This window comes from Streptomyces sp. NPDC090032 (genome assembly GCF_044748025.1).
GTDB lineage: Bacteria > Actinomycetota > Actinomycetes > Streptomycetales > Streptomycetaceae > Streptomyces.
Window position 1 is genome coordinate 19,547 of the sequence record NZ_JBIVFF010000006.1, and the last position, 17,578, is coordinate 37,124.

The 17,578-nt window shown below is 70.9% G+C and carries 14 protein-coding genes; 9 read left to right on the top strand and 5 right to left on the bottom strand.

Annotated elements, in window-relative coordinates:
• The first annotated feature begins 201 nt into the window (after positions 1–201).
• The 3 genes from ACIPWY_RS15520 to ACIPWY_RS15530 are packed head-to-tail and all read left to right on the top strand — an operon-like array spanning position 202 to position 3,002.
• Positions 202–705 (top strand): cysteine dioxygenase family protein, encoded by a 504-nt coding sequence (locus tag ACIPWY_RS15520; protein WP_362897533.1) that lies wholly within the window; start codon positions 202–204, stop codon positions 703–705.
• A 33-nt stretch (positions 706–738) separates the two neighbouring features.
• Positions 739–1,698 (top strand): 2-phospho-L-lactate transferase, encoded by a 960-nt coding sequence (gene cofD / locus ACIPWY_RS15525; RefSeq protein ID WP_362897535.1) that lies wholly within the window; start codon positions 739–741, stop codon positions 1,696–1,698.
• Entirely contained in the window at positions 1,695–3,002 is a 1,308-nt protein-coding gene (locus tag ACIPWY_RS15530; protein ID WP_401533496.1) for a coenzyme F420-0:L-glutamate ligase, read from the top strand. Before cofD ends, ACIPWY_RS15530 begins: the two co-directional genes overlap by 4 nt.
• 24 nt (positions 3,003–3,026) lie before the next feature.
• Here the strand turns inward: ACIPWY_RS15530 and ACIPWY_RS15535 are convergent, their stop codons facing one another.
• From ACIPWY_RS15535 to ACIPWY_RS15545, 3 genes are all read right to left on the bottom strand, one after another.
• Positions 3,027–4,037, bottom strand: a complete 1,011-nt coding sequence (locus ACIPWY_RS15535; RefSeq protein WP_401533498.1) for a DNA-3-methyladenine glycosylase family protein — start codon at positions 4,035–4,037, stop codon at positions 3,027–3,029.
• Positions 4,038–4,270: 233 nt separating this feature from the next.
• Positions 4,271–5,353 (bottom strand): sugar phosphate nucleotidyltransferase, encoded by a 1,083-nt coding sequence (locus ACIPWY_RS15540; RefSeq protein ID WP_401533500.1) that lies wholly within the window; start codon positions 5,351–5,353, stop codon positions 4,271–4,273.
• Between the two features lie 83 nt (positions 5,354–5,436).
• Positions 5,437–6,843, bottom strand: a complete 1,407-nt coding sequence (locus ACIPWY_RS15545) for a peptidoglycan recognition protein (protein WP_393705458.1) — start codon at positions 6,841–6,843, stop codon at positions 5,437–5,439.
• A 149-nt stretch (positions 6,844–6,992) separates the two neighbouring features.
• On the opposite strand from ACIPWY_RS15545, the gene ACIPWY_RS15550 reads away from it, so the two are divergent.
• The 4 genes from ACIPWY_RS15550 (at position 6,993) to ACIPWY_RS15565 (ending at position 12,890) form a co-directional block, all read left to right on the top strand.
• Positions 6,993–7,748 carry a TIGR03089 family protein gene (locus tag ACIPWY_RS15550; protein ID WP_362897544.1) on the top strand — a complete coding sequence of 252 codons (756 nt, stop codon included), beginning with the start codon at positions 6,993–6,995 and terminating at the stop codon, positions 7,746–7,748.
• A 126-nt stretch (positions 7,749–7,874) separates the two neighbouring features.
• Positions 7,875–9,242: an LCP family protein gene (locus ACIPWY_RS15555; protein ID WP_393705457.1), complete on the top strand. Its 1,368-nt coding sequence runs from the start codon at positions 7,875–7,877 to the stop codon at positions 9,240–9,242.
• A gap of 226 nt (positions 9,243–9,468) precedes the next feature.
• Complete coding sequence (locus tag ACIPWY_RS15560; protein ID WP_362897546.1) at positions 9,469–11,196, top strand: LCP family protein; 1,728 nt, start codon at positions 9,469–9,471, stop codon at positions 11,194–11,196.
• Between the two features lie 80 nt (positions 11,197–11,276).
• Complete coding sequence (locus ACIPWY_RS15565; RefSeq protein WP_393705456.1) at positions 11,277–12,890, top strand: LCP family protein; 1,614 nt, start codon at positions 11,277–11,279, stop codon at positions 12,888–12,890.
• 57 nt (positions 12,891–12,947) lie between these two features.
• On the opposite strand, the gene ACIPWY_RS15570 is transcribed toward ACIPWY_RS15565, so the two are convergent.
• On the bottom strand, positions 12,948–13,976 hold the full coding sequence (locus tag ACIPWY_RS15570) for a glycosyltransferase family 2 protein (RefSeq protein ID WP_393705455.1): 1,029 nt from the start codon (positions 13,974–13,976) through the stop codon (positions 12,948–12,950).
• Between the two features lie 237 nt (positions 13,977–14,213).
• Between ACIPWY_RS15570 and ACIPWY_RS15575 the strand changes: the two genes are divergently transcribed.
• The gene (locus tag ACIPWY_RS15575) at positions 14,214–15,575 is read left to right on the top strand and encodes an LCP family protein (RefSeq protein WP_362897551.1); all 1,362 of its coding nucleotides are present in this window, start codon (positions 14,214–14,216) and stop codon (positions 15,573–15,575) included.
• A gap of 10 nt (positions 15,576–15,585) precedes the next feature.
• On the opposite strand, the gene ACIPWY_RS15580 is transcribed toward ACIPWY_RS15575, so the two are convergent.
• A complete protein-coding gene (locus ACIPWY_RS15580; protein WP_362897553.1) occupies positions 15,586–16,134 on the bottom strand; it encodes an acyl-CoA thioesterase in 549 nt (182 codons plus the stop codon).
• 119 nt (positions 16,135–16,253) lie between these two features.
• Here ACIPWY_RS15580 and ACIPWY_RS15585 point away from each other — a divergent pair, with 119 nt between their 5' ends.
• Entirely contained in the window at positions 16,254–17,555 is a 1,302-nt protein-coding gene (locus ACIPWY_RS15585) for an LCP family protein (protein WP_389547999.1), read from the top strand.
• Positions 17,556–17,578 lie beyond the last annotated feature (23 nt).

The window sequence follows — 17,578 nt, forward strand, 5'->3', positions numbered from 1 at the left end:
CGCGAACTTGGCGCTTTCCGTGACCCGACCCGGGTCCCTCGGTGCTGCCCACGCGCGCTGTTGCTGTTGCTGTCCCAGCTGTTGAGCCCACCGCGCTCCGGCTGAACCCCCTCGCTCCACTCCCCCGGCAGTCCATCCGTGCCGGGCGCCGTCCAGCGACACCCCCAGCACACCGCACTTTGCCGAGGAACCCCCGTACCCATGAACAGTGACAGCGACCTGCAGATCGCCGGCGACATCCTCGAAGTACCCCACCTGCTCCAGCCCGCACGCGAGCACCCGGCCACCGTCGCCGAGTTCGCCGGCCTGGCGCGCTCCATCGCCGCCGACCGCGGCCGGTGGGAGCACCTCGTCGAGTACGACGCCACCAGCCGCTGGTACCACCGCCTGCAGACCGGGCCCGGCTACGAGGTCTGGCTGCTGTCCTGGGTGCCCGGGCAGGGCAGCGGACTGCACGACCACGGCCGCTCCTCCGGGATACTGACCGTCCTCCAGGGCGAGTTGACCGAGCGTTCGGAGCGCGGCGCCCGCGCCCTCGCGCCCGGCGCACAGCGCGTCTTCGCCCCCGGATACGTCCACGAGGTCGTCAACGACGCGCTGGAACCGGCCGTCAGCCTCCACGTGTACTACCCCGGCCTCACCGAGATGCCGATGCACGCCCCCCACTGCGTCAGCGACGCCATGCGGGATGCCGTGACCGCCTGACGAAGTGTCGTACCCGCCTGCGATGCTGGGCGCATGCGCATTGTGGTTCTGGCAGGCGGCATCGGTGGTGCCCGGTTCCTTCGCGGTCTCAAGCAGGCGGCGCCGGACGACGCGGTCATCACGGTCATCGGCAACACCGGGGACGACATCCACCTCTTCGGCCTGAAGGTCTGTCCTGACCTCGACACGGTGATGTACACGCTCGGCGGCGGCATCAACGAGGAGCAGGGCTGGGGACGTACGGACGAGTCGTTCAAGGTCAAGGAGGAGCTGGCCGCCTACGGGGTGGGGCCCGAGTGGTTCGGTCTCGGCGACCGGGACTTCGCGACCCACATCGTCCGTACGCAGATGCTGGGCGCCGGCTATCCGCTCAGCGCGGTCACGGAGGCGCTGTGCGAGCGCTGGAAGCCCGGTGTGCGGCTCATCCCGATGTCCGACGACCGCGTCGAGACCCATGTGGCGGTGACGCTCGACGGAGAGCGCAGGGCCGTGCATTTCCAGGAGTTCTGGGTGAAGCTGCGCGCCTCCGTGGACGCGCACGCCGTGGTGCCCGTCGGCGCCGAGCAGGCCAAGCCCGCGCCGGGTGTCCTGGAGGCCATCGCCGAGGCGGACGTCATCCTCTTCCCGCCGTCCAACCCCGTCGTCAGCATCGGGACCATCCTCGCCGTGCCCGGCATCCGCGAGGCCATCGCCGAAGCCGGAGTGCCCGTCGTCGGCCTGTCCCCCATTGTCGGGGGCGCGCCCGTGCGCGGCATGGCCGACAAGGTCCTCGCCGCCGTGGGTGTCGACTCGACGGCCGCCGCGGTCGCCGAGCACTACGGGTCGGGGCTGCTCGACGGGTGGCTCGTCGACACGGTGGACGCGGGCAGCGCGGAGCGCATCGAGGCGGCGGGCATCCGCTGCCGCGCGGTGCCGCTGATGATGTCCGACCTGGACGCGACGACGCAGATGGCGCGTGAGGCGCTCACGCTCGCGGAAGAGGTCCGCGCGTGACCGGCACTCCCGCCGCTCCCTCCTTCCGCGCCTGGGCGCTCCCCGGCATCCCCGAGGTCCGCGAGGGCGACGACCTCGCCAAGCTGATCGCCACCGCCGAGCCCGGACTCGTCGACGGGGACGTGCTGCTGGTCACCTCGAAGATCGTCAGCAAGGCCGAGGGCCGGATCGTCGAGGCGGCCGACCGCGAGGCGGCCATAGACGCCGAGACCGTACGGGTGGTCGCGCGCCGCGGCACGCTGCGCATCGTCGAGAACAAGCTGGGCCTGGTCATGGCCGCGGCCGGTGTCGACGCGTCGAACACGCCCGCGGGGACGGTGCTCCTGCTGCCCGAGGACCCCGACGCGTCGGCCGCGGCGATCCGGGACGGGCTGCGGGACGCGCTCGGTGTGGACGTCGGGGTCGTCGTGACGGACACCTTCGGCCGCCCCTGGCGCAACGGCCTGACCGATGTCGCCATCGGCGCCGCGGGCGTGCGCGTCCTCGACGACCTGCGCGGCGGCACGGACGCGTACGGCAATCCGCTCAGCGCCACCGTCGTCGCCACGGCGGACGAGCTGGCCGCCGCCGGGGACCTGGTGAAGGGCAAGGCGGCCGGGCTTCCTGTCGCCGTCGTGCGCGGGCTCGCGCACGTGGTGGGCGAGGGCACCGGCGCGCGCGAGCTGGTGCGCGTCGCACGCGACGACATGTTCCGGCTCGGCACGTCCGAGGCCGTGCGGGAGGCCGTGACCCAGCGGCGTACGGTCCGGGCGTTCACGGACGAGCCCGTCGACCCGGGAGCCGTGCGGCGCGCGGTCGCCGCGGCCGTGACGGCGCCCGCCCCGCACCACACGACGCCGTGGCGGTTCGTGCTCCTGGAGTCCGAGGACTCCCGGGTCCGGCTGCTGGACGCGATGCGGGACGCGTGGATCGACGACCTGCGGCGCGACGGGAAGAGCGAGGAGTCCGTCGCCAAGCGCGTGCGCCGCGGTGACGTGCTGCGCCAGGCGCCCTATCTGGTCGTGCCGTGCATGGTGATGGACGGGTCGCACACGTACGGGCATGCGCGCCGGGACGCCGCCGAGCGGGAGATGTTCGTGGTCGCGGCCGGCGCGGGCGTGCAGAACTTCCTGGTCGCGCTCGCCGGTGAGCGGCTCGGCTCCGCGTGGGTGTCGTCGACGATGTTCTGCCGCGATGTCGTACGCGAGGTGCTCGGGCTTCCGCAGGAGTGGGACCCGATGGGCGCCGTCGCCGTGGGTCACGCGGCCGCCGCCCCCGCCGAGCGCCCGGCCCGTGACGCCGGTGACTTCGTGGTCGTGCGCTAGAAGAGCCGTGCGCTGGAAGAGTGGCTACCAGTCGGCGATGTTCGTGCGGCGCATCTTCGGCTGCCTGCGCGGGGGTGTGCGGCCGCTGAGGAGGACGAGGCGGGCCGCGCGGTGGCGCTGGCCCTGCTCCTCGTACGGGGCGAGGAGCCGCAGCATCTCCGCGTCGTCGGCGTCGCGGTTGCCGGCCAGCGCGTAGCCGACGATGCCCGGCAGGTGGACGTCTCCGGTCGTCACGGCGTCGGCGGCGCCGTTGCTGCGCTGGACCGTCTCGGCGGAGGTCCAGGGGCCGATGCCGGGGATCAGTTCGAGGCGGGCGCGGGCGTCGGCCGGGGTCATCGCCGCGGCCTCCTCCATGCGGCGGGCCACCTTCACGGCGCGCAGGATGGTCGAGGCCCGCTTGTTGTCCACGCCCGCGCGGTGCCACTCCCAGGACGGGATGAGCGACCAGGTGCGGGGCTCCGGCATGACGTGGAGGCCGAGCCCGGCGGTGGGGCCGGGCGCCGGAGTGCCGTACGTGCGCAGCAGGATGCGCCAGGCGCGATACGCCTCGTCCGTCGTGATCTTCTGTTCCAGGATCGACGGGATCAGCGATTCCATGACCAGACCCGTACGCAGCAGGCGCAGACCCGGCCGGTAGTGGTGGGCGTGGGCGAGCAGCCGGTGGCGCGGCTCGAATGCCTCGGGCTCGTCCAACTCGCCCAGAAGTTCGGGGAGTTGGGCCAGGAGCCAGGCCGCTCCCGGGCCCCACGCCTCCGCTTCGGCCGCTCCGTCCCGCAGAGCCACGCGCAGGGTGCCGGGGCCTTCGGGCGTGCGGGTGGCCCGCCAGACGGAGCCGTCCGGTGTGACGCGGAAGGCGGGGTCGGCGGGCCCCCGACGCAACGGGCCCAGGGTCAGGCCCAGGTCGAGCGGGCCCCTCGGTAGCCAGCGGCGGGTCCGCGCCGCGGTCGCCGGGCGCGGCAGGACGGCCCAGGGCACGACGGCCTCGCCGCCGCGCACCGTGGTGCGCGTGGGGCGGGGGGCGTATCGGCCGGCCAAGGGGTCCTCGTCGGTTGCGGTCGGTTGTGGGTCGGGTGTGGGCTGCTCTGGGCTGCTCCTTGCAGCGTAGGGGGTCGGGCTCGTCGGCCCCTACTGGTCCGAGAAGAAGCCCACCGCCACGCGCAAGAGGCCGGGGTCGCAGGCTCCCAGCCGGCCCGACGAGAGACACATCCGCCGCCGGCAGGACGTCCGCGACTCCGGCAGCCCCCTACGGGTCCGGTCGCCGCCGGCCCCTACTGGTCCGAAGAGAAGCGCACCGCCGCCGCCGGGATGCGGGCGTCGCACCACACGCGTACGCCCGACTGGAGTTCGTTGTCCGGGCCGACCGTCGCGCCGTCGCCGATCACGGCGCCCGTCAGGACCGTGCGGGCGCCCACGTGGGCGCCGCGGCCGATCAGGGAGTCGGTGACGACCGCGCCCGCCTCGACCGTCGCACCGGCGAGGACCGCGCTGCCCGAGATGCGGGCCCCCTCGCCGACCGTCGCGTTCTCGCAGACGACCGTGCCGCCCGTGAGCTTCGCGCCGGGGGCGACCGAGGCGGTGGGCAGCGTGAGGCTGTCGCCGCGCCGGCCGGGGACCGCCGGGGACGGCGCGCGGCCGAGGACGAGGTCGGCGGAGCCGCGCACGAAGGCCTGCGGGGTGCCCAGGTCCAGCCAGTACGTGGAGTCGACCATGCCCTGGAGGTGGGCGCCGGACGCCAGCAGGTCGGGGAACGTCTCGCGTTCCACCGAGACGGGGCGGCCGGTCGGGATCGTGTCGATGACCGAGCGGCGGAACACGTAGGCGCCCGCGTTGATCTGGTCGGTGACGATCTCCTCGGGCGTCTGGGGCTTTTCCAGGAAGGCCTGGACCCGGCCCGTCGCGTCCGTGGGGACCAGCCCGAACGCCCGCGGGTCCTCGACGCGGGACAGGTGCAGGGAGACGTCCGCGCCGGTGGTCTCGTGCTCGTGCACCAGGGCACGGATGTCGAGGCCGGTGAGGATGTCGCCGTTGAAGATCAGGACCGGTTCGTCGGGGCCCGAGTGGAGCCGGGACGCGACGTTGCGGATCGCGCCGCCGGTGCCGAGGGGCTCCTCCTCGGTGACGTACTCCAGATGCAGTCCGAGGCGCGAGCCGTCACCGAAGTACGGCTCGAAGACCTCGGCGAGGTACGAGGTGGCGAGCACGATGTGCTCGACGCCCGCCGCTCTCGCCCGGGCCAGCTGGTGGGTGAGGAACGGGACGCCCGCCGCCGGGACCATCGGCTTGGGCGTGTTCACGGTGAGCGGTCGCAGTCGGGTGCCCTTGCCGCCGACCAGGAGGATCGCTTCTGTCACCTGTCGTCTCTGCTTCCTGCTGGGGCCGGTCGAACTGCCTTTCGGCCGGCCAGTGTATGCAGACTGTGCGGTGCGGCCGGGCGTCAGCGGCCCTGGAGACTGGCCGATGTGGACCGGGCGGTGCCGAGCTTGTTGTAGAGACGGCGTCCCGGGCACTCGGTCGCGAAGCCGTCCCGGTGCCCCGAGATCGCGTTCAGTCGTACGCTCTTTCCCTTGCGGTACAGATTGCCACCGGCTGACGTGAGATATGTCTTACCGCTCGGATTGACCCCGTAGAGGCCAAGCTTCCAGGCCGTCAGGCGGGCGATGGCGTCGACCGCGTCGGCCGGCGGGTTCGAGGAGCCGAAGGTGCCGAGGACCACGATTCCCATGCTGTTCGTGTTGAACCCGAGAGTGTGCGCGCCCATGACCGGCTTCGCCACACCGCCGGCCCGGCCCTCGTAGATGTTGCCGCACTTGTCGACGAGGAAGTTGTAGCCGATGTCGCGCCAGTGCAGGCTCTTCACGTGGTAGCGGTAGATACCGCGGATGACTGAAGGGGCCTGCGCGCAGGTGTAGTTGTTACCCGTGGCGCTGTGGTGCACGAAGGCCGCCTTGACCTTCGAGGTGTAGCCGAAGTTGCGCTCGCGCAGTTTCTCGTCGGCGCCCCAGCCCTTGCGCGTGACGATGCGCGGGCGCGGGCCGATGTACGGGCGGACCTTCGCGTCGACCTCGCCGCCGCGAGCGTCGATCAGGTCGCTCTCGGTCTGCTTCTTGCTGAGGGCGGGGATGACGTCCGCGCCGAGGGGCGCCAGGTCGGCGTTGACAGCGGACGCGGCCGCGGACTCGGCGGTCAGCAGGCCGGATCGGGCGCCTTGGGCGGGGGCGCCGGCGGTCGAAGTCCCGTCGCCGGACATGGCCTCGTCGCCGGGCGGGGGCTCCTCGCCGGGGTCGATCAGTTCGAGGCGCAGGCCCTTGGGCAGAGGGGCCGGAGCTGCGGAGTTCGCGGCGGATCCGGCGGTCCGGTGTGCCGGGGCGGCGTCGGGGCGCACCCGGACCTCGACGCCGTCGGAGGCGCCGACCCACAGCGGGGCCGTCGAGCCGCGCAGCCGGCCCGAGTCGTGCTCGGCCGTGCCGGGGTCGGGGGCATGGTCGCCGTTGTGGGTCTCGACCTCCTGCCAGCCGGACCAGTGGCCGGTGCCCGTGGCGCGCGTACGCACCTGGACGCGGCCCTCCAGCTCGGCCGCCGGGTCGTTCCAGACGACTCCGACGAGCGAGAAGGGGTGCACATCGCGTTGGGGGACGCCCTGTTCGCCCGGGGCGCGCAGACTGCGGTCGCGGGGCAGGACGGACAGGGGCAGCGACTCGGTGCTGCCGGGGACGGCTCCGGCGGTCAGGGCTCTGGCGGCCGAAGGTGTCGTGGCTGCCCCGGCTCCGGAGGACAGGGCGAGCGGAAGGGACAGGACGGCCGCGGCCGTGACGCCGATCGAAGAAGCTAGGAATCCACGCATGCCAACGATCGTGGACATAGCACTACATATCTGTCCATCGGGAAGTGTCATTGGTGGGCAGGGGAATTGACGGCACATCGGGCTGACACGGCATCGTGGTTCCCCCGGTCGGCCGCATGCCGCCGTGCGCCCGGCGTACCCTTGCGCCCGTGAACGCCACCGACCGCACCCCCGCCGACCTGCTGCGATCCGCGCTCGCCGCCGATCCAGGACGCCCACTGGTGACCTTCTACGACGACGCCACGGGCGAACGCGTCGAATTGTCCGTGGCCACCTTCGCCAACTGGGTGGCCAAGACCGCCAATCTGCTCCAGGGCGACCTCGCCGCGCAGCCCGGCGACCGGCTCGCCCTGCTGCTGCCCGCGCACTGGCAGAGCGCCGTCTGGCTGCTCGCGTGCTCGTCCGTCGGAGTCGTCGCCGACGTGGGCGGCGACCCGGCCGCCGCCGACATCGTCGTCAGCGGCCCCGACTCGCTGGAGCGGGCGCGCGCCTGCTCCGGGGAACGGGTGGCGCTCGCCCTGCGTCCGCTCGGCGGCCGCTTCCCGCAGCCGCCGGAGGGCTTCGCCGACTACGCGGTCGAGGTACCGGGGCAGGGTGACCGGTTCGCCCCGTTCGCGCCCGTGGACCCGCAGGAGCCCGCGCTCGTCGTCGCGGGGGCCGAGCTCACCGCCGCCGAGGTCGTCGAGAAGGCACGGGCCGACGCCACGGACCTCGGCCTGACGGGCCCCGGCTCACGCCTGCTGTCCGGACTCCCCTACGACACCTGGCGCGGCGTGAGCGCGGGCCTGTACGCGCCGCTCGCGACCGGCGGTTCCGTCGTCCTGTGCCGCCACCTCGACGGCCTGGACCAGGAGTCCCTGGCCAAGCGGGTGGAGAACGAGCGGGTCTCGGCGACCGCGCTCTGAGACACCCGGCCGGCGTCACCCGTTCGGCCCAGTCCACCCCTGGGCCACCGGGCCACGGGCGCCGCGCCGGGCGATGGTCGAAGGGGCGCACCTGCGCACCACCGTCGCCATGAGGGGTGGACTCACGTGACCGGATCCGCAGGCACGCCCCCCGGACCGCAGCGCCCGGACGACGACGCGACGGCGGGGCCGGCCCTGCACGGACCGGGCGCGGGCTCGTCCCCCACCGGGGCGGGCGCGGCCCGGCGGCGCAGGCGCTGGCTGCGGTACACAGCGACAGGCACCGGCATCGTGGTGCTCGTCGCGGGCGGCGCCGGCTGGGCGGTCTACGAGAAGCTCCAGGGGAACATCACCGAGGACACCGACGCGGCCGCCGAGCTCGCCCGCTACGAGAAGGAGCGGCCCACCTCGCTCGTGCGCGACGCGCAGAACATCCTGCTGATCGGCTCCGACTCGCGGGCCGGCGCCGACAACCGCAAGTACGGCCGCGACTCGGGCACCCAGCGCTCGGACACGACGATCCTGCTGCATATAGCCGCCGACCACAGAAGCGCCATCGCGGTGTCGCTGCCCCGCGACCTGATGGTCGACATTCCGACCTGCCTCGCCCACGGCGGCAAGCGCACCGGCGCCATGTTCGCGATGTTCAACTACGCCTTCGAGCAGGGCGGTTCGGCCTGCACGATCCGTACGGTCGAGAAGCTCACCGGCATCCGCATCAACCACCACATGGTCGTCGACTTCAGTGGGTTCAAGGACATGGTCGACGCGGTCGACGGCGTCGAGGTCTGCCTGAAGGAGCCCATGAACGACCGTGCCGCGCACCTCAAGCTGCCCACGGGGAAGCAGACCCTCGACGGCGAGCAGGCGCTCGGCTTCGTGCGGGCCCGCAAGAGCCTGGGCAACGGCAGCGACACCGACCGGATGGACCGCCAGCAGCAGTTCCTCGGCGCTCTGGTGAACAAGGTGAAGAGCAACAAGGTGCTGCTCAACCCGACGAAGCTGTACCCCGTGCTCGACGCGGCCACCTCGTCCCTGACCACGGACCCCGGGCTCGCCGGCCTGCGCGACCTCTACAACCTCGTACGCGGCATGCGGGACATTCCGACCAAGAACGTCCAGTTCCTGACGGTGCCGCGGCGCAGTTACGTGTACAACGCCAACCGCGACCAGCTCGTCCAGCCCGCGGCCGAGCAGCTCTTCACGCAAGTGCGCACCGACGCCCGTGTGGTGGTCGCCAAGGGGAAACCCAAGGAGAGCGCCGCCCGGAGCTCCTCCGACGGCTCCGGCACGGACGGCTCGGGCACGGACGCCACGGGCACGGACGACAGGGCGTACGAGCACGACGGATACGACGACGGAAAGAGCGGCGCCGGCCCGAGCGGCAAGAAGCCCCCCACCGCCTCCATTTCGTCCGGTTCCTCCCCCGGCTCCTCCCCCACTCCGGCACCCACTTTCCGCGGCAACACGGCCGCCCAGGATGGCTGCGAGTAAAGCGATACCCAAGGGGTTCGCATCACGTCCAAAGAAATAGGACGGATTGCCCAGTTGTAGGGGAGTGCAATTTGTCACCGTCGTCGCTCGACGCTGAACTGGGCGGATAGTGTGAGCGATCCGGTGCACCCGGCCAACGACGGTCGCGCACTGCTTACCGACTGACCGAGCGCCTTCTTGAGGGGGACAAGGCGCCGCGTGGCCCCGACGGAGGATGCAGACAACCGTGGACGCGCAAGGCCGTGGGCGGGCGGACAACATCGATCCCGCAGACCAGTGGGTACTCAACCCGAACACCGGCGATTACGAACTGCGACTGAACCCTTCCTCTGGGCAGTCGGCCGTACCCGGACCTCGCAGGTCTTCCCAACGCCCCACGGGGCGACGGGGACAGACCGGACAGACCCGGCAGAACGGCAGGTCCCGAGAGGAACAGGACAGTCGTGAGGTGCCCGGCCAGCGCAGGCGGCGGGCCCCGCAGCCGGAGCCGCCCGGCAGGCGCAGGTCGAGGCCCAAGAAGAAGTCGCGGGCGAAGAAGGCGCTGCTGTGGACCGGCGGCACGATGGCCTTCGTCATGGTCGCCGCCGCGGGCGGGGTGTATCTGTACCTCCGCCACCTCGACGGCAACATCAACACCACTGATGTCGTGGGCGCGAAGAACGGCTTCAGCAAGGACGAGGCCTTCAACATCCTTGTCATCGGCACCGACAAGCGCACCGGCAAGGGCAACGAGGGCTACGGCGACAAGAACAGCGTCGGCCACGCCGACACGAACATCCTGCTCCATGTCTCCAAGGACCGTTCGAACGCGACCGCGTTGAGCATTCCGCGCGACCTCGTCGTGGACATCCCGGACTGCCAGGTGCGCCAGAAGGACGGCTCGCTCACGACGATCTCGGGCACGCCGGACCAGCGCTTCAACACCAGCCTCGGCCAGGAAGGCCGGGACGCGGGCTGCACGATGGCGACCGTCAAGGCGGTCACGGGCATCACTCCCGACCACTTCATGATGGCCGACTTCAACGCGGTGAAGACCCTGTCGAGCGCGGTGGGCGGAGTCGACGTCTGCGTGGCCAAGCCGGTCAACGACCCGGACTCGCATCTCAAGCTGCCGAAGGGCCACAGCGTCGTCGAGGGCGAACAGGCCCTCGCCTTCCTGCGCACCCGCCACAGCTTCGGCAACCAGGGCGACCTCGACCGCATCAAGGTGCAGCAGCAGTTCCTCGGATCGCTGGCGCGCAAGATGAGTTCGGGCGACACCCTGACCAGCCCCACCAAGCTGACGAGCCTCGCCGAGGCGGCCACAAAGGCCCTCACGGTCGACAAGGGCATAGGTAGCCTCAGCCATCTCAAGGACATCGCCCTTGAGCTGAAGAAGGTGCCGCCGAAGAACATCTCCTTCATCACGACGCCGGTCATCGACAACCCGGCCGACGGGGTCGTCCACAAGACGGTCATCGTCAACCCGACGACCGCGCCCCAGGTCTTCTCGATGATCAAGGGCGATGTCTCGCTGACGGAGACCAAGAAGAAGGAGAAGGCCGCCGAGCAGGCCAAGCTCAAGGGCCCGAAGTCCGCCGCCTCCGACGTGCGCGTCGACATCTACAACGGCAGCGAGACCGTGGGCGCCGCGCAGCAGACCCTCACCTGGCTCCAGAACAACGAGGGCGTCACGAAGTCCACCCAGCTGGGCAACGCGGCGAAGGCGGCGAAGACGACCCTCGAGTACGCCCCCGACCAGGCCGACCAGGCACGGCGGCTGGCCGACATCATGGGGCTGCCGGCGTCCGCGCTGAAGCCCGGCAAGAGCGAGAAGAACGATCAGGGTCTGCCGGCCATGATCCTCACGCTCGGTGGCGACTTCAAGGGCGCGGGGACACCCATAGCCGCCCCGTCGAAGGCGCCGGACAACGTGGAGAAATCGACGGCGGACAAGACTGTGTGCGCCAAGTGACCAACCTCGGCCGCCTCTTGACTGTCTAACAGACAGGATCGGGGCGGCCGCGGTGTAGGTCGGGGCGGGAGGGTGGGGGCATGAGGCAGAGCAGTGTGCGTGACAGTCGGCACGCGGCCGGGGGGCCGGACGACGGGCAGGGCCGCATACCGGAGCAGAGTCAGGGGGAGGGCGGCGAGCCGCGCGGGCACCGGCGCGCCCGGAAGAGCCCGCGGCGCCGCAAACACCGGATACTGCGCTGGTTCTCCTTCACTCTCGCCGTACTGATACTCGGCACCGCGGCAGCGGGCTATCTCTGGTACGAGCACCTCAACAGCAACATCAAGACGGACAAGCTCAACATCGGCGAGCACCAGGCGGCGCAGCCGACACCGAACGCGGCGGGCCAGACCCCGCTGAACATCCTGCTGATCGGCTCGGACGCGCGGGACTCCAAGGCCAACCAGAAGCTGGGCGGCGCCAAGGAGACCTTCGGCGGCGTACCGCTCGCGGACGTGCAGATGCTGGTCCACCTCTCCGCGGACCGCAGCAACATGTCGGTGGTGAGCATGCCGCGCGACACCCTGCTCCAGCTGCCGAAGTGCACCGACCCGAAGACGGGCACGGAGTACCCGGCCACGGTGGGGCGGCAGATGACGAACACGTCACTCGGCCGCGGCGGCCCCGGCTGCACGGTGGCCACCTGGGAACAGCTGACCGGCATCCACATCGACCACTTCATGATGGTCGACTTCGCGGGCGTGGTCTCCATGGCGGACGCCATCGGCGGCGTACCGGTCTGCGTGGACGCCAACATCCTCTCCAAGGACAGCCAGGGCCACGGCTCCGGCCTGAAGCTCCCGAAGGGCACGCACCCGGTGAAGGGCAAGCAGGCCCTGCAGTGGCTGCGTACGCGCTACGGCTTCGAGGACGGCAGCGACATCGCCCGCACCAAGGCCCAGCACATGTACATGAACTCGATGGTGCGCCAGATGCGGGAGAACGCCACCATCACCAACCCCGGCAAGCTGCGCACCCTCGCAGAGGAGGCCACCAAGGCGCTCCGCGTCGACGAGGGCCTCGACACGGTCAAGAAGCTCTACGACCTCAGCAACGAGCTGAAGAAGCCCGCGCCGGACCGCATCACGATGACGACGATGCCGTTCGTGTACGTGGGCGCGCGAGTGGCCCCGAAGCCGGGGGACGCCGACAAGCTCTTCCGCCTCGTGCGCGAGGACGTGGCCCTGGACGGCAAGGACAAGAAGAAGTCACCGCCCAAGGAGTCGGACGACCCGGCGGCGCCCGACAACGAGATCGCGGTACAGGTGCAGAACGGCACGCGGACGGCGGAGCTGCCCGCGGCGTCGGGCCGGGCGAGCACGGTGTCGCAGATCCTGACCGCGAAGGGCTTCACGAAGGCGACAGCCGACCAGTCGCAGTTGCTGAGCGAGGAGAAGACGGTCATCCGCTTCCCGAGCGTCGACCTGGAGGGCGATGCCCAGCGGGTCGCCAAGTCCCTTGGTATTCCGCTGAGTTCGGTGAAGAAGTCGACCGATGTCTCCGGAGTGACGCTCATCGTCGGTGACGACTGGCGGGAGGGGAACTCCTACCCCAAGGCGTCGAAGGACGACGACACCACCCCGGACACGGCGCTGGCGCTCAACGGCTCGGACGAGAAGGCCTGCATGAAGGTGAACAAGAACTTCACCTGGTGACGCGGGCCGAAGCTCCGGGGCCGAGCGGCTCGGCCCCGGAGAAAGCGGGCGTACGGCTCACGCCTCGCTGAGGACGGCCGGGCGCCGCGACGCGATGACCTTCTTGGCGAGGGAGCGCGGGCTGGTCAGGAAGCCCCAGCCCCACGACATGTGCATCGTGGCGAGCGCGACCGGGATCTGCAGGCGCGCCTTCAGCGGCAGTCCCTTGCCGGCCGGCACCGAACCGGCCGCGATGGCCGCCAGGTAGCCGCCCGGGATCACGAAGCCCCACGGCGTCACGAGCGCGCCCACGACGATGCCCGCGGCGATCGCGCACACGGCGGCCGGCGGCGCGAGGTAGCGCAGGTTGATCGAGCCCGCGTGGTAGCGGGCGACGACGTGCCGCCAGCGACCGTAGTCCTTGTACTGCTTGGCGAGCGCCTTCACGCTGGGCCGCGGCCGGTACGAGACCTTCAGCTCGGGCGAGAACCAGATCTGGCCGCCCGCCTCGCGGATGCGGAAGTTCAGCTCCCAGTCCTGGGCGCGGATGAACTCCACGTTGTACCCGCCCTGCTGCTCCAGCGCCTCGCGCCGGAAGACGCCGAGATAGACGGTCTCGGCGGCCTGCGCCTCACCACCCGTGTGGAACGCGGCATTACCGACGCCGATCTTCGAGGTCATCGCGGCGGCGACGGCCTTCTCCCAGTCGTTCGTGCCCTGGGCGTGCATGATGCCGCCGACGTTCATCGCGCCGGTCTCCTCCAGGAGGCGGACGGCGGTCGCGATGTAGCCCTGCGAGAGCGCGGCGTGCCCGTCGACGCGGACCACGACCGGGTGGCGGGAGGCCTTGATCGCGGCGTTCAGCGCGGCGGGGGTACGGCCCGTCGGGTTCGGCACAGTGTGGACGCGGGGGTCTTCGGCGACGAGCTGCGCGGCGATCTCGTCCGTGCGGTCGGTGGACGGGCCGAGGGCGACCACGACCTCCATCTCGCCGTCGTACTCCTGCGCCAGGATCGCCTCGACGGCCTCACGCAGATGCCGCTCCTCATTGAGGACGGGCATGATCACCGATACGGGCGGAAGCTGCTTGTCGGAATTCGCGTTCATCAGGCGTCACGTTACCGCTAATGGGGGACACCGGCGCGCGCCGCCGTGGTCACTGCCGCGGGCAGGAGATCGGATCGGCCTACGGTGCTCGCGATCCCACACCCACCTTCTCGGAGGTGTCCCCACGTGCCCACTCCGCCGACCCGCTCCCCCGCACGCCCTCCGCGCCCCCCACGGCAGGTGCGCGGCCGTCCCCCCGTGCCCGCCCCCGTACGGAGGAAGAAGCCACGGTGGGCCATGCGGGTGGCGACATCGGTCTCGGTCACCGTGCTCGCGGCGGCCGGGATCGGGCACGCGGTCGTCACCGGGCTCGACACCGAGATCAACCGCGTCGACCCCTTCAAGGACATGAAGAACCGTCCCTCCGGCGGTCACGGGATGAACGTGCTGCTCGTCGGCACCGACAGCCGCGACAAGATCAGTCCGGCGGAGAAGAAGAAGTACCGGCTGGGCGGTGCGCCCTGTCACTGCACGGACACGATCATGATCGTGCACCTCTCCGCCGACCAGCACCGTGCGAGCGTGGTCAGCCTGCCCCGCGACTCGTACGCCGAGATCCCGCCGCACACCGACCTGACGACGGGCAAGCAGCACCACCAGCACCCGGTGAAGATCAACGCTGCGTACGCGGAGGGCGGGCCCCATCTGACCGTGCGCACCGTCGAGCACATGACCGGGGTGAAGATCGACCACTACCTGGAGGTCGACTTCACCAGCTTCATGAAGACGGTGGACGTGCTCGGCGGCGTCGACATCTGCACGGCTCAGCCGCTCAAGGACTCGTACACCGGGCTGGACATGGCCGTCGGCACGCACCGGCTCGACGGCGGCCAGGCCCTCCAGTACGTGCGCGCCCGGCACACCGACGGGGCGGGCGACCTGGGCCGGATGCAGCGCCAGCAGCGCTTCCTCGCCGCGCTCATCGCGAAGGCCACGTCGTCCGGGGTGCTCCTGAACCCGGTGAAATTCCGTGATGTGACCCGCACACTGCTCAGCTCCGTGCGCGCGGACAGGGGCTTCGGCACGGACCGGATGGTCGAGCTCGGGCAGGCGATGCGGGGGTTCTCGCCCTCGTCGTCGGAGTTCGCGACGGTGCCGATCGGGAACGCCAGCGTCCCGGTCAAGGGCATCGGCTCGACGGTGAGGTGGGATCCGGCCAAGTCCCAGAAGCTGTTCAAGGCGCTGCGCGAGGACAAGCCGCTCGCCGTGCAGCACAAGAAGAAGCAGGAGGCGGTCGTCGGCGTCGCCCCGCAGCAGATCCGCGTCCAGGTCGAGAACGGCACGATGACGCCAGGGCTCGGCAAGAAGGTGGACGCGGGGCTGCGCGGGACGGGGTTCCGCACGAGCGGTGCACCGGTGACCGCGGCGCAGCGCACCGCCCAGCACACCGTGGTCCTCTACGACCCGCGCTGGGACCGGTCGGCGAACGCGCTGGCGACGGCGCTGCCGGGGGCGCAGCTGCGGGCCGTGCCGGGACAGGGTGCGGTACTGAAGGTGGTGGCGGGCCCGGACTTCAAGGAGGTGCGCGGTGTGCGGGCCGAGGACTCGCGCCAGGGCGAGTTCGGGGCGGTCACCGGGGACCAGGTGATGTGCGGCTGACGCCGGGGCTTCAGTCCTCGATGCCGTCGGCCGCGCGCTGCTGCCGCAGTTCCATGATCGCGCGGCGGCGCGCGAGCCGGTGCTGGCGGCGGATCTGGGCCTCCTGGTAGCGCCGCTTGTCGCGCTCGCTCTCCGGGAGGACCGGCGGCACCGAGCGCGGCTTGCCGTCGGCGTCGACCGCGGCGAACACGAGGTAGGCGGAGCCGACCTGCTGGGCCGGTGTCGACTCGTTCCAGCGCTCGGCGAGGACCCGCACCCCGACCTCCATGGAGGTCCGGCCCGTCCAGTTGACCTGAGCCTTCACGTGGACCAGGTCGCCCACGCGCACCGGCTCCAGGAAGACCATCTCGTCCATGGAGGCGGTGACGGCGGGTCCGCCGGAGTGCCGTCCGGCGACGGCGCCCGCCGCGTCGTCGACCAGTTTCATGATCACGCCACCATGTACCGTTCCGAGCAGGTTGGTGTCTTGGTGGGTCATGATGTGCGACAACGTCGTACGGGAAGCTGAGGTCGGCTTACCCGGAATTTCGGATTCCGTGCCGCGGGCCTGGTCTGTCATGGCCTCCACCTTATGCCGGGCAAGGACACGGGTTGCTTTGTGTCAGCTCTGCAACAGCCCGGGTCCGATTCCCCACCCACCCTTGTGGGGCACACAGCACCGGACGGCACACTGTGGCCATGAATGATTGGCCAGAGGGTTGGGGCGACAGTCAGAGCGGCGGCGACCGCGGTTACGGCCGCGGCAGCGGCAGCGCGCGCCCCGAGGGCGCCCGCGCGATGCCGCACGTGCAGCGCGGACAGGGCGGCGGACCCCGCCGCTCCGCGCCGCCCCGGCCGACGGTCCCCGCGCAGCCCACGTACGGCGAGGGTCACGGGGACCAGTACGACAGCGGCTACAACACCGGCCAGGTCTACGGCGGTGGCGGCGGGCGCCGCGGCGGCAGCGGCTACGTACCGAACGACAACGACCCGGCCGACGGTTACGCGCCCCCGCGGCCGCGGCCGAACTGGCGCCGGCGCATCAAGTGGGCCGTCCTCACCCTCGTCGTCGTGTTCCTCGGTGTGAGCATAGGCACGTACTTCTGGGCCGACTCCAAGCTCCACCGCGACGTCGACCTCTCCAAGGTCATAGAACGGCCCGAGGCGGGCCAGGGCACGAACTACCTCATCGTCGGCACCGACAGCCGGGCCGGAATGTCCGACGAGGAGAAGAAGAAGCTCCACACGGGGTCCGCCGAGGGCAAGCGCACGGACACGATGATGATCCTGCACACCGGCGACAACGGCAGCACGATGATCTCCCTGCCGCGTGACTCGAACGTCACCATCCCGTCCTACAAGGGCTCGGACTCCGGCAAGCTCTACCCGAACCAGGGCCGCCAGGTGAAGCTGAACGCCGCGTACGCGGAGGACGGCCCCGAACTGCTCGTGCGGACCGTCGAGTTCAACACCGGGCTGCACATCGACCACTACGCGGAGATCGGCTTCGGCGGCTTCGCGAAGATCGTGGACGCGGTCGGCGGCGTCGAGATGAACCTGAAGGAGGGCTTCAAGGACAAGTGGTCCGGAGCCGACTTCCAGAAGGGCAAGCAGACGCTGAACGGCCAGCAGGCCCTCGCCTTCGTCCGTACGCGCCACGCGTTCGCGGCGAGCGACCTCCAGCGCACCAAGAACCAGCAGGCGTTCCTGTCGGCGCTGGCCCACCAGGTGGCCACCCCGTCGACGGTCCTGAACCCGTTCAAGCTCTACCCGACGATGGGGGCGGGCCTCGACTCCCTCGTCGTCGACAAGGACATGAGCCTGTGGGACCTCGGCTCGATGTTCTTCGCCATGAAGGGCGTCACCGGCGGCGACGGCAAGTCGATGAACATGCCGGTCTCCGGCTCCGTCAACGGCAACCTTGTCTGGGACAAGACCAAGGTCAAGCAGCTGGTGGGCGAGCTGAAGAACGACGAGACGGTGACGGTGTCGGGCAACTGACGCGAGGAACGGGGCAGTTGGAC

What these genes read in the sequence shown, in the direction of transcription:
- ACIPWY_RS15545 (WP_393705458.1), bottom strand. Translation starts at nt 6,843, where the DNA reads ATGCGTGGATTCCTAGCTTCTTCGATCGGCGTCACGGCCGCGGCCGTC.
- ACIPWY_RS15570 (WP_393705455.1), bottom strand. Translation starts at nt 13,976, where the DNA reads ATGAACGCGAATTCCGACAAGCAGCTTCCGCCCGTATCGGTGATCATG.
- ACIPWY_RS15520 (WP_362897533.1), top strand. Translation starts at nt 202, where the DNA reads ATGAACAGTGACAGCGACCTGCAGATCGCCGGCGACATCCTCGAAGTA.
- cofD (WP_362897535.1), top strand. Translation starts at nt 739, where the DNA reads ATGCGCATTGTGGTTCTGGCAGGCGGCATCGGTGGTGCCCGGTTCCTT.
- ACIPWY_RS15585 (WP_389547999.1), top strand. Translation starts at nt 16,254, where the DNA reads ATGAATGATTGGCCAGAGGGTTGGGGCGACAGTCAGAGCGGCGGCGAC.
- ACIPWY_RS15575 (WP_362897551.1), top strand. Translation starts at nt 14,214, where the DNA reads ATGCGGGTGGCGACATCGGTCTCGGTCACCGTGCTCGCGGCGGCCGGG.
- ACIPWY_RS15565 (WP_393705456.1), top strand. Translation starts at nt 11,277, where the DNA reads ATGAGGCAGAGCAGTGTGCGTGACAGTCGGCACGCGGCCGGGGGGCCG.
- ACIPWY_RS15580 (WP_362897553.1), bottom strand. Translation starts at nt 16,134, where the DNA reads ATGACAGACCAGGCCCGCGGCACGGAATCCGAAATTCCGGGTAAGCCG.